10 protein-coding genes are annotated in these 12,420 nt (G+C 43.9%); 8 read left to right on the top strand and 2 right to left on the bottom strand.

Annotation, left to right across the window (positions count from 1 at the left end; genetic code table 11):
• Position 1 precedes the first annotated feature (1 nt).
• Complete coding sequence (gene sdaAB, locus DS742_RS08080; RefSeq protein ID WP_117416480.1) at positions 2-661, bottom strand: L-serine ammonia-lyase, iron-sulfur-dependent subunit beta; 660 nt, start codon at positions 659-661, stop codon at positions 2-4.
• Between the two features lie 33 nt (positions 662-694).
• The gene (locus DS742_RS08075; RefSeq protein WP_117416479.1) at positions 695-1,492 is read right to left on the bottom strand and encodes a histidinol-phosphatase HisJ family protein; all 798 of its coding nucleotides are present in this window, start codon (positions 1,490-1,492) and stop codon (positions 695-697) included.
• Between the two features lie 225 nt (positions 1,493-1,717).
• Between DS742_RS08075 and DS742_RS08070 the strand changes: the two genes are divergently transcribed.
• The 8 genes from DS742_RS08070 (at position 1,718) to DS742_RS08035 (ending at position 12,406) form a co-directional block, all read left to right on the top strand.
• Complete coding sequence (locus DS742_RS08070; protein ID WP_117416478.1) at positions 1,718-3,388, top strand: Na/Pi cotransporter family protein; 1,671 nt, start codon at positions 1,718-1,720, stop codon at positions 3,386-3,388.
• A 128-nt stretch (positions 3,389-3,516) separates the two neighbouring features.
• Positions 3,517-4,548, top strand: a complete 1,032-nt coding sequence (gap, locus tag DS742_RS08065; RefSeq protein WP_117416477.1) for a type I glyceraldehyde-3-phosphate dehydrogenase — start codon at positions 3,517-3,519, stop codon at positions 4,546-4,548.
• An 89-nt stretch (positions 4,549-4,637) separates the two neighbouring features.
• On the top strand, positions 4,638-5,849 hold the full coding sequence (locus DS742_RS08060) for a phosphoglycerate kinase (protein ID WP_117416476.1): 1,212 nt from the start codon (positions 4,638-4,640) through the stop codon (positions 5,847-5,849).
• A 19-nt stretch (positions 5,850-5,868) separates the two neighbouring features.
• Entirely contained in the window at positions 5,869-6,621 is a 753-nt protein-coding gene (gene tpiA / locus DS742_RS08055; RefSeq protein ID WP_117416475.1) for a triose-phosphate isomerase, read from the top strand.
• 178 nt (positions 6,622-6,799) lie between these two features.
• Positions 6,800-8,338, top strand: coding sequence for a 2,3-bisphosphoglycerate-independent phosphoglycerate mutase (gene gpmI / locus DS742_RS08050; protein ID WP_117416474.1), 1,539 nt, complete (start codon positions 6,800-6,802; stop codon positions 8,336-8,338).
• A 235-nt stretch (positions 8,339-8,573) separates the two neighbouring features.
• Positions 8,574-9,737 (top strand): hypothetical protein, encoded by a 1,164-nt coding sequence (locus DS742_RS08045; RefSeq protein WP_242996425.1) that lies wholly within the window; start codon positions 8,574-8,576, stop codon positions 9,735-9,737.
• 8 nt (positions 9,738-9,745) lie between these two features.
• Complete coding sequence (locus DS742_RS08040; protein WP_117416473.1) at positions 9,746-11,515, top strand: ABC transporter ATP-binding protein; 1,770 nt, start codon at positions 9,746-9,748, stop codon at positions 11,513-11,515.
• Between the two features lie 24 nt (positions 11,516-11,539).
• Positions 11,540-12,406 carry a DegV family protein gene (locus DS742_RS08035; RefSeq protein WP_117416472.1) on the top strand — a complete coding sequence of 289 codons (867 nt, stop codon included), beginning with the start codon at positions 11,540-11,542 and terminating at the stop codon, positions 12,404-12,406.
• Positions 12,407-12,420 lie beyond the last annotated feature (14 nt).

The following is a 12,420-nucleotide window of genomic DNA, read 5'->3' as shown; positions in this document are numbered from 1 at the left end:
TCTAACCCAGTTTCAATAGAATAGTGTTATAGACATGAGGAAGACGCCGGATCTGATCGGTTAAAGGAGGATCAAAAGCGGAATCCATTTCAATAGTCATAATAGCAAGCCCGCCTTTTTCCTGCCTGTTTAACCGGAAATTGCAGATATTGGCATTGCCGGCAGCAACCAGATTTGTGACACGGGCAATGATGCCGGGAACATCCTGATGCATTACGATTAATGTGGTATTCTGGCCGGTAAAATATACTTCCATGTCATTAATTTTGGTAATTACGATATTTCCCCCGCCAACAGAAGCACCCTGAACAGAAAGCGTATTACCGCCTGTTCCGGTAAGTGTCACAAGGGCTGTATTTGGATGGGCATTTTCAATGGTGCCGGTGTGAATGGCGATGCAGATGCCCTGACTGTCAGCAGTTTCAAGACTGGTCCGGATTCCGGGGTCCCAGGGATCATACTTTAAGATTCCGCCGACGATGGCTTTATCGGTTCCATGTCCTTTGTAGGTTTTTGCAAAGGAACCGTGGAACAGAATATCCGCTTTCGCCACCGGCTCTCCAAGAAGTAGAGCGGCAGTTTTTCCGATGCGGGCGGCTCCTGCCGTATGGGAGCTGGAGGGTCCGATCATTACAGGCCCTACGATGTCAAATACATTCATGATAATTCTCCAATCCATTTTCTCCAAGCCTAATCAAAGTGGTTTAAATTCCGGTTTTCTTTTTCTGAATTCTGTATAATAGGAAAATCCGCAATGCTTCAGCAGCTCTTTTGCAGTCTTAAAATCCGCTCCTAAATCCTCCGGTATGTGGGCATCTGATCCGACAGTGATAATCTCACCGCCCAGCTCGCGGTACCGTTTTATAATATCTTTTGACGGATTTGGCTGTCCGATTCCCTTTCTGTAGCCTGCAGTGTTTAACTCGATACCATTCCCATTTTCAATTACGGTCTTTAATATCTCATCAATGATATCCTGATATGCACCATAGCTGTAAAATGCTGCTTTATTAGGACCATACCGGACAATATAATCCATATGTCCGGCTGCGTCATAAGCATCTTTCATTCTTACATTCTCCAGTGTGGCCTTAAAATACTGAAGATATGCCTCTTCTTCCCGTTTTCCTTCAAAAAATTCCGGGTAGGCAGCGTCCTTTTGGTTGATGAAGTGGGTGGATCCGATCACATAGTCAAAATCATAGCGTTTCAGCAGTCCGCTATAGTACTGCGTTAAATGGGGCTGCAGCCCCAGCTCAATTCCGATACGAAGGTCAATGCGGTCTTTGTATTCTTCCCTCAGTCCGGACATGGTCTGATAATACAGGTCCGGGTCAAGGGTAAAGTCAATAGGGGAATCTACGTCATAATCATGGTGATCCGTCACACATAAGGAATCCATTCCAAGGAGAATGGCCTGCTCAATCTGACTCCTCATGGGGGTGTTGGAGTCACCTGAAAAATCTGAGTGAAAATGATAATCTGGCAGCATTGTGATCTCCTTTCCAAAAATTAAGTTCATTATAAACAATCATCAGTAGAAATGCAATCTGCCCAAACGACGGTTTTACCTAAATTTCACCAAAACTTTACATAAATTATAAAAAGCGTTGAAAAATGAAATCTTTCTATGTTATTATTTTATACGGTGCTGATAAATGCCAGGGAAAAGATCTGCACCGTATAAAAATACATAACGGTTACAAGGAGGTAACAAATGTCGGTCAATGACATATCGAGTCTGTTTGGATTCATCGGAGGGCTGGGACTGTTCCTGTATGGCATGAATACCATGGCAGACGGCATGCAGAAAAGTGCAGGAAGCCGTATGAGCCAGTTTCTAGGAATGCTTACAAACAACCGTTTTATGGCAGTACTTCTGGGTGCGCTCATTACAGCGATTATTCAAAGCAGCGGAGCTACTACGGTCATGGTTGTAGGTTTCGTCAGCGCAGGAGTTTTAAATCTGACTCAGGCTGTGGGCGTTATCATGGGTGCAAACATAGGAACAACCATCACGGCATGGATTGTTTCCATGAATCAGCTGGGAGATGCATTTTCCATATGTCAGCCATCCTTTTTAGCTCCTCTTTTAGTGGGAATCGGAGCTGTTCTTCTTCTGTTTGCAAAAAAGCAGAAGACTAAGACTGCAGGAGAGATACTGGTGGGACTTGGTATGCTGTTTATAGGGCTTGATTTCATGTCAGGTGCGATTTCTCCATATACAGATGCTCCTGTATTCTCGGAAGCGTTCCGTATTCTTGGCAATAATCCTCTGCTGGGTATGATAATCGGAGCACTGGTAACTGCGCTTTTACAGAGTTCTTCTGCTTCGGTTGGTATCTTACAGACCCTTGCCATGAATGGTGTGGTTACCACCAACGCAGCTATTTTCATCACTCTTGGTCAGAACATCGGTTCCTGTGTGACTGCCTTGATTTCAAGCATCGGCAGTTCCAGAACTGCAAAACGGGCGGCTGTGATTCATCTTTCTTTCAATGTCATTGGCTCCACATTATTTGGGATTGCCTCCTTTCTTATTTTTATTGCAATGCCTCATATTGCAGCTCATAACATTACTGCAGTGCAGATTTCTGTTTTTCACACGGTATTTAATCTGACCAATACCTGCATTTTGTTTCCTTTTGCTAATCAGCTTGTAAAGTTATCGGGTATTCTGGTACCAGAGGAGAAAAAGCAGCCAGAAGACAGCAGTGATCAGGAAAGTGAAACCATGAAGCATCTGGATGAAAGAATTTTTGAATCACCTGCATTCGCAGTGGAGACAGCTGCCATGGAAGTGGTACATATGGGACAGATTGCCATGGAGAATGTGAAGCTTGCCATTGATGCTGTAATAACGAAAAATGTTGATAAAGCAAAGGATGTGTATAAAACAGAAAAGACGATTAATAATATGGAGAAGATGCTGACGGAATATCTGGTCAAAATCAACAATCTGTCTTTGACGGAGGAACAGAAAATAATAATCAACAACTTATTTTACAGTATTAACGATATTGAACGTGTCGGTGACCATGCAGAGAATCTGGCAGAACAGGCGGAATATATGGCGGAGCATGAGGTGGCATTTTCTGAAACCGGTATATCTGACCTTAAGATCATCTGCCAGGCAGCTTACCAGTCATTCTCCCATTCCATTGATGCCAGGAGAAGAGGCGATATGGATGAGGTCCGTAAGGTGATTCAGTATGAAGATGAAGTAGATGCACTGGAGGAAGAATTAAGGGAGAAACACATCGAACGTCTTTCCACAGGGGAGTGCAGCACGGCAGCCGGTGTTGTATTTCTGGACCTGATCAGCAACCTGGAACGCATTTCTGATCACGCATACAATCTTGCCGGTTACGTCAAGAATGAAATGTAAAATTAATGTGATGAAATGATAAAAATAAAAAAAGGACTTGCTATTTATTGGAATATTAGGTAGAATAAACGGTAGTTGATTATTATTTAACGATCACTTTTAATTTTATTCTTAGGAGGAATTGAATTATGGCAGTAAAAGTAGCGATTAACGGTTTCGGACGTATTGGCCGTCTTGCTTTCAGACAGATGTTTGGTGCAGAAGGCTATGAAGTAGTAGCAATCAACGATTTAACAGATCCAAAGATGTTAGCACATTTATTAAAATATGATACAGCTCAGGGCGGATATGCTGGATACTATGGTGAGAAAGCTCACACAGTAGAAGCTTCTGAGGATTCCATTACAGTTGATGGAAAGACCATCAAAATTTACGCAGAAAAAGAAGCAAAAAATCTTCCTTGGGGAAAGATCGGCGTAGATGTAGTACTTGAGTGTACTGGTTTCTACTGCTCCAAAGACAAATCCCAGGCTCATATCGATGCAGGCGCTAAGAAAGTAGTTATCTCTGCTCCGGCCGGCAATGATCTGCCAACCGTTGTATTCAGCGTAAATGAGAAGGTATTAACAGCAGATGACAAGATCATCTCCGCTGCTTCCTGTACAACAAACTGTCTTGCTCCTATGGCAAAGGCATTAAATGATTATGCTCCGATCCAGTCCGGTATCATGAGCACCATTCACGCTTATACAGGTGATCAGATGATCCTTGACGGACCTCACAGAAAAGGTGATTTAAGAAGAGCAAGAGCTGGTGCAGCAAACATCGTACCAAACTCTACCGGTGCAGCAAAAGCAATCGGTCTTGTTATTCCTGAATTAAACGGCAAGTTAATCGGTTCTGCACAGCGTGTTCCGGTTCCTACAGGTTCTACCACAATCTTAACAGCAGTTGTTAAGGGCGCTGATGTGACCAAGGAAGGAATCAATGCAGCTATGAAGGCAGCATCAAGCGAGTCTTTCGGATACAACACAGATGAGATCGTATCTTCTGATGTTATCGGTATGAGATTCGGTTCTCTGTTTGATTCTACTCAGACTATGGTTTCCAAGATCGGTGATGATTTATATCAGGTTCAGGTTGTTTCCTGGTATGACAACGAGAATTCCTATACAAGCCAGATGGTTCGTACAATTAAGTACTTCGCTGAATTAGGCTAAAGATCCACGAAGGGTCCGGTCGGAAAGGACCGGGCCTTTTGTTTTTTTTATGATGTTGTAACAACATAATCTGAAAGGAGCATAAAAAGATGCTTAATAAAAAAACAGTTGATGATTTAACCGGATTAAAGGGTAAGAAAGTACTTGTAAGATGTGATTTTAACGTACCGTTAAAGGAAGGTGTCATTCAGAACTTTAACCGTATTGACGGAGCGATTCCTACTATAAAAAAGCTGCTTGACCAGGGCGCTAAAGTTATTTTATGCTCCCATCTGGGAAAACCAAAGGGCGAGCCTCTTCCTGAGTTATCTCTGGCACCGGTTGCTCCGGCTTTAAGCGAGCGTCTTGGCGTAGAAGTTAAATTCGTAAATGATCCTAAGGTAACTGGTCCTGAGACACTGAAAGTGGCTGCAGAATTAAAGGATGGAGAAGTTCTTCTTCTTGAGAATACCCGTTACAGAGTGGAAGAGACCAAATACGGCAAAGATGATGCTGCAGAAGTATATGCAAAAGAGCTTGCTTCTCTCTGCGACGGAATCTTTGTAAACGATGCATTCGGTACTGCTCACAGAGCTCATTGTTCCAACGTAGGTGTTACCAAATATACATCTGAGAATGTAGTCGGATACTTAATGGAAAAAGAGATTAAGTTCCTTGGACAGGCAGTTGAGAACCCGGTACGTCCTTTTGTGGCTATCCTGGGAGGTGCAAAGGTTTCCGATAAGATCAATGTAATCAATAACCTTCTTGACAAGGTTGATACTTTAATTATCGGCGGTGGTATGGCTTACACGTTTGCTAAGGCCCAGGGCAAAGAGATCGGAAATTCCTTATGTGAGGAAGACAAGCTTGATTACGCATTAGAGATGATTAAGAAAGCGGAGCAGAAAGGTGTAAAACTGCTTCTTCCTATCGACAATGTGGAAGGCAGGGAGTTCTCCAACGATACAGAACGTAAAGTGGTAGAAAACATTGATGCCGGATGGTCAGGATTCGATATCGGACCTAAGACCATTGAGCTGTTTAAGGAAGCATTAAAAGGCGCTAAGACTGTTGTATGGAACGGACCGATGGGCGTATTTGAATTCTCTAACTTCGCAGAGGGTACCTTAGAAGTCTGCCGAGCAGTTGCAGAGCTTGGCGATGCTACTACCGTAATCGGCGGAGGAGATTCCGTAAATGCAGTGAAGAGACTTGGCTTTGCTGATAAGATGACTCATATCTCTACCGGAGGTGGAGCATCCTTAGAGTTCCTGGAAGGCAAAGAACTGCCAGGTGTTGCAGCAGCAGATAACAAATAACGGAAGGTAAGGTTATTTTATGTCCAGAAAAAAAATTATTGCAGGAAACTGGAAGATGAATATGACTCCAACCGAAGCGGTGGAGCTTGTTAATACGTTAAAGCCTTTAGTGGCCAGTGATGATGTAGACGTGGTATTTTGTGTACCGGCTATTGACATCATTCCTGCCATGGAGGCAGCAAAAGGTTCTAACATTCACATCGGCGCTGAAAATATGTATTTCGAAGATAAAGGCGCTTATACCGGAGAGATTTCACCGGCGATGTTAAAGGACGCAGGTGTAAAATACGTGGTAATCGGTCATTCCGAGAGAAGAGAGTATTTTGCAGAAACTGATGAAACCGTTAATAAAAAAGCATTAAAGGCTTTTGAGTACGGAATCACTCCTATTATCTGCTGCGGAGAATCACTGACCCAGAGAGAACAGGGAATCACCATTGACTGGATCCGTCAGCAGATCAAGATTGCATTCCTAAATATACCGGCTGAGAATGCTGCTAAGGCAGTGATCGCATATGAACCCATCTGGGCAATCGGCACAGGCAAGGTTGCAACGACTGAGCAGGCCCAGGAAGTATGCCAGTCTATACGTTCCTGCATTGCTGAAATCTATGATGAGGCAACAGCGCAGGCGATCCGGATTCAGTATGGCGGTTCTGTTTCCGCCGGCAGTGCACCGGAACTTTTTGCACAGCCGGATATTGACGGCGGTCTTGTAGGAGGAGCATCCTTAAAACCGGAATTCGGAAATATTGTCAATTATAAGAAATAACACAGCTGCTGCTTCCTGTCTGCTTTCGGGCAGGGAGCAGCTTTTTGCTTCGTGATAATTTTTTATCATTCCCAGGTTGCAGGAAATTACGAAATCATGTAAAATAATGTGTTGGGAGACCATGATTGCAACAAGTACAATTACGATAGAATGAACATAAGGAAAAGGAGAACTAGTTATGAGCAAGAAACCGGTTGTATTAATGATCCTTGATGGATACGGGTTAAACAATAACTGCGACCATAATGCTGTGTGTGAAGCGAGAACTCCCGTTATGGACCAGCTGATGAGCCAGTGCCCTTACGTAAAAGGCAATGCCAGCGGTCTGGCAGTAGGTCTTCCGGATGGCCAGATGGGAAATTCCGAGGTTGGCCATTTAAATATGGGTGCAGGACGCATCGTTTATCAGGAACTGACCAGAATTACAAAAGCGATTTCAGACGGAGACTTTTTTACTGTTCCGGAATTTTTACAGGCAGTGGAAAACTGCAAAAAGAACAATTCTGCACTTCATATGTGGGGACTGGTATCAGACGGCGGAGTTCACAGCCATATCGGCCACATCTACGGGTTATTGGAACTGGCTAAGAAAAATGGTCTTGAAAAAGTATACGTTCATTGCTTCTTAGACGGCCGTGATACACCTCCGGCTTCCGGCAAAAGCTACGTGGAAGCCCTGGAAGCGAAGATGAAAGAGCTTGGTGTAGGTAAGGTGGCATCTGTTTCCGGACGTTATTATGCGATGGACAGAGATAACCGCTGGGACCGTGTAAAACGGGCTTATGATGCGCTGACAAAGGGAGAAGGAAATCAGGCCCAGTCAGCTGTTTCCGGTATTCAGGCTTCCTATGACGCAGAAAAGAATGATGAATTTGTGGAGCCGTTTGTAGTGACAGAGAACGGAGAACCGGTTGCTGTTGTAAAAGACGGGGATTCCGTCATCTTCTTTAACTTCCGTCCTGACCGGGCAAGAGAGCTGACCAGAGCCTTCTGTGATGATGAGTTTAAGGGATTTGAGAGAGAAAAGCGTCTTAATCTGACCTATGTCTGCTTTACTGATTATGATGAGACAATTAATAATAAGCTGGTTGCATTTAAAAAGGAATCCATTGTCAACACATTTGGAGAATTCCTTGCCGGTCACAACATGACTCAGGCCAGAATTGCAGAGACGGAAAAATATGCCCACGTAACATTTTTCTTTAACGGCGGTGTGGAAGAACCGAATAAAGGAGAAGACAGAATATTAGTTCCGTCTCCTAAGGTTGCCACCTATGATTTACAGCCTGAGATGAGCGCTCCTGTTGTCTGCGACAAACTGGTTGAGGCTGTTACCTCAGGAAAATACGATGTCATCATCGTTAATTTTGCCAATCCGGACATGGTAGGACATACCGGTATTGAAGATGCTGCAATTAAGGCAATCGAGACCGTTGATGCATGTGTGGGAAGAACTGTAGATGCAGTGAAGGAGATGAACGGGGTTCTGTTTATCTGCGCAGATCATGGCAATGCAGAGCAGCTTCTGGATTATGAGACAGGAGAACCGTTTACAGCCCATACAACCAATCCGGTACCTTTCATTCTTGTTAATGCGGATCCAGCCTGTAAGCTGAGAGAGGGCGGCTGTCTTGCAGACATCGCACCGACCTTAATTGAACTGATGGGTATGAAGCAGCCAAAAGAGATGACAGGAAAATCACTGCTTGTCCGGTAATTTGAAAGAATAAGAGGGCTTCCCAGTAAACGTACTGGGGGTCTTCTTTTTTGTAAAAGAATAAAAATTACTTTGTCCATGTACGTTTTGTGCTTCCATTTCTAACAAAAATACGATAGAATATAGAAAGGTATGTTAGGAAGGATTTCAGATGAGTATAAGAATCAGATTTTCTTTGGAGCCCAAGAAAAAATTATTTTCCCGGTTTTCCTAGAACCGTCAGTGTGCGGAGCTTATGGTGAAGGAGCTGGCGAAGAAGATGGGATATCAGTGTTTTCGCATTGAAGGAATGCTGCTTGTCCAGCTGTGTCCGGAAGGATATATCTGGTTTAACTGGAATAAACGCAGGTTTCAGGGAGAGAGCCAGACAAACATTGCAGGACCCGGGTTTCATGCTGCAGTGGTGGAGTTTTTAGAAGAAGCCGCGCGGGAAAAGAAGCTAAAGCTTAAAGTGGAAGACCGGACGGGTTATTTCTTAAAAAGAGATTTTTTTGCCATGAGACAAAAATATTTTTACCAATGGTTTTCCGATTTGATGGATCTGGTATCCGGCTGGAGTGAAAAAGGGGAATACATGTTTTGCTGGCCTGCCATTTACTATGTTCCATCCAGGCAGGAAGGAAAGCTGATTACTCACATCCGGTCTTTTTCGTTTAAAGAGATAGCCGGGATGGTACATTCCGGGATGAGTGTGGCATTTGCCAGGGATTTTTTCATATGGAATGATCTTCAAAAGGATGCCAGATATTATAGGAACAGCGCGATGGTTCTTTTAAACCAGTCCTGCTATTTCATGCCGTCCCAGCGGAGCACACAGGACTTTTATGTAAATCAGAGAATTATAGAGCTTCTTGAAAAGGCATATGTCATGGATCCGGATATTCCATTTCCAATGAAGACTTATCTTGATGTCTGTGCTCTTGATTTACACACTCCCATGAAGATGGAGTCCGTGAATCTCATGGATATTGAGGATTCCATTGGTTGCAGAAAATATCTGGTTTACCGGAAGATCGGCAATATGAGTTTTGCCATACCGGGAAATTTCTTATACGATGAGGAAGACAACAGCGCAATGGATCATTATTATGACGGCAGGGATTATGGCGGTCATGATTATTATATTTATGCAGCGGTCTTTGCAGGACGGGAAGCGGAGTTTAAGCCCCAGTGGTTTGAACAGGGCAAACCCGAGGAGATCCTGGATTTTGAACTGAATCAGGCGAAGGTCAGGGTGGCTTTTTATGAACCGGAGGAGAAGCCGGGAGAAACCAGATATGGAGTATCTGCCCAGGTACTTTATAAAGACCAGCGAATGAATATTAATATTGTAAGCAGAAAACCGGGGGAGAAAGACTGGGCTTTGGAACTGATAAAAAGCATTAGGATAACAGAGTAGAGGAATGTATGAATCAAAAAGAGATGAGAACAGGCATATTGCTGAGGCGGTTTGCGCCATATTATAAAAAATATAAAAAGATTATGGTGATGGACTTGTTCTGTGCGTCCTTAACCACCATTTGTGAGATGGTGCTGCCCCTGATTCTTCGGTTTATTACCAATCAGGGGCTGCGGGATATTTCGGCACTGACTATCCGTACCATTTTAAGCATCGGTGCACTTTATTTCGGACTCAGGATCATTGACGGCATGGCAAGCTTTTATATGGCATATACCGGTCATGTGATGGGAGCGGCCATAGAGACGGATATGAGAGAGGATGCGTTCAGCCATCTTCAGAAGCTTTCCGATAATTATTTTAATAATACCAAGATCGGGCAGATTATGTCACGGATTACCAGCGATTTATTTGACGTGACGGAGTTTGCCCATCACTGTCCCGAAGAATTTTTTATTGCATTTTTAAAGACGGTGATCTCTTTTGTCATCCTCTCGGGGATCAATCTTCCGCTGACTCTTATCATTTTCCTGCTGATTCCAGTCATGGCAGTGTCCTGCACCTATTTTAATATTCAGGTAAGGAAAGCGTTCAAACACCAGAGAAACCATATTGGTGAACTGAATGCCAGGATTGAGGACAGCCTGCTTGGAAACAGGGTGGTGAGAGCTTTTGCCAATGAGAAGATCGAGATTGAAAAATTCAATCGTGACAATCAGGAATTCTTACAGATTAAACGAAAAACTTATAAATATATGGCGGCTTTCCAGAATACCATCCGGATGTTTGACGGTCTGATGTATGTAGTGGTGATCGTTGCAGGCGGTATTTTTATGATAAAAGGTCTCATTGAACCGGGAGATCTTGTGGCATACACTCTTTATGTCAGCACGTTACTGGCTACCATACGAAGAATTATTGAGTTTGCGGAGCAGTTTCAGAGAGGTATGACAGGGATTGACCGTTTCATGGAGCTGATGGATGCCAATGTAGATATTTTTGATGAAGAAGGCGCAAGACCTCTTACGGAAATCAAAGGGGAGATCTCCTTTGAAGACGTCTCTTTTGAATATCCGGATGACCGTAATCCGGTCCTGTCTCATATTAACTTAAAAATCAGACAGGGAGAAAAGGTGGCTCTGGTAGGACCTTCCGGAGGCGGAAAAACAACTCTTTGCAGCCTGGTACCACGGTTTTATGACCCTACAGAGGGTAGAATTTTGATTGACGGACAGGATATCAGGGAAGTAACGCTTAAGAGCTTAAGAAGCACGGTAGGAGTCGTGCAGCAGGATGTTTATTTATTCTCAGGAACTGTATATGAGAACATAGAATACGGCCGTCCGGGTGCTTCCATGGAAGAGGTGGTTACAGCGGCTAAGATGGCAGGAGCCCATGAATTCATCATGGGATTAAAAGATGGATACCATACATATGTAGGAGAGCGGGGAGTGAAGCTTTCCGGCGGTCAGAAGCAGCGGATCAGTATTGCCAGAGTGTTCTTAAAAAATCCGCCGGTTCTGATTCTCGATGAAGCGACCTCTGCACTTGATAATGAAAGCGAGCAGCTGGTTTCCCAGTCTTTAGAGCGGCTTTCCAAAGGAAGGACAACTGTGACGATCGCACACCGGCTTACTACCATACAGAACGCGGACCGGATTTTAGTTCTGTCTGACAACAGTATTGTGGAAGAAGGAAGTCATGAAGAACTGCTTTTAAAGAAAGGCATGTATTACCAGCTTTATACATCTGTGAGTGAAGCAGAGCAGAATACTTAATTTGAGAAATAAAGGAGAGCCGGAATGAAAGTAGCGATTGTTACAGACAGCAACAGCGGAATTACCCAGAAGCAGGGGAAGGAAGCTGGAATTTATGTCATTCCCATGCCATTTATGATGGATGGAGAGATGTATTATGAGGATATCAGCTTAAGCCAGAAGGAGTTTTATGAAAAGCTGGCAAGCGGCGCGGATATTTCCACCTCACAGCCATCTCCCGGTGATGTAATGGATTTATGGAATGACCTGCTAAAGGAATATGAAGCCATTGTGCACATACCCATGTCCAGCGGATTAAGCAGTTCCTGCCAGACAGCCATTATGCTGGCAGAGGATTTTGAAGGGAAGGTGTATGTTGTTAATAATCAGAGAATCTCCGTGACCCAGAGACAGTCTGTACTTGATGCGAAGGAGATGGCAGATCAGGGAATAAGCCCCCAGGCGATTAAGGAGAAGTTAGAGGAGACAAAGATGGACTCTACCATTTATATCACCTTAGATACCCTGGAATATTTAAAAAAGGGCGGAAGAATCACCCCTGCTGCCGCACTGCTTGGAAGTTTTCTGCGGATTAAGCCGGTACTTACCATACAGGGAGAAAAGCTTGATGCTTTTGCAAAAGCAAGAACCATGAAACAGGCAAAAGCCATGATGGTTGCTGCTATAAAAAAAGATATGGATGAACGTTTTAAAGATCCAAAAGGAGAGAAAACTCATATGGCAGTTGTACACTCAGACAGTCTGGAAGCTGCCCTGGAATTCAAACGGGAGCTTGAAGAACTATTTCCGGAAACAGGAGAGATCTATGTGGATCACCTTTCTCTCAGCGTGGCCTGCCATATCGGGCCGGGGGCGCTGGCGGTTGCCTGTACCAAAGAAATACAGCTATGATAAGTCGAAGATTG

It is taken from the genome of Lacrimispora amygdalina, assembly GCF_003432035.1.
Lineage (GTDB): Bacteria > Bacillota > Clostridia > Lachnospirales > Lachnospiraceae > Lacrimispora > Lacrimispora amygdalina.
Note: the sequence above shows the minus strand (reverse complement) of the source record. Positions and strands in the feature narration are given on the sequence as shown.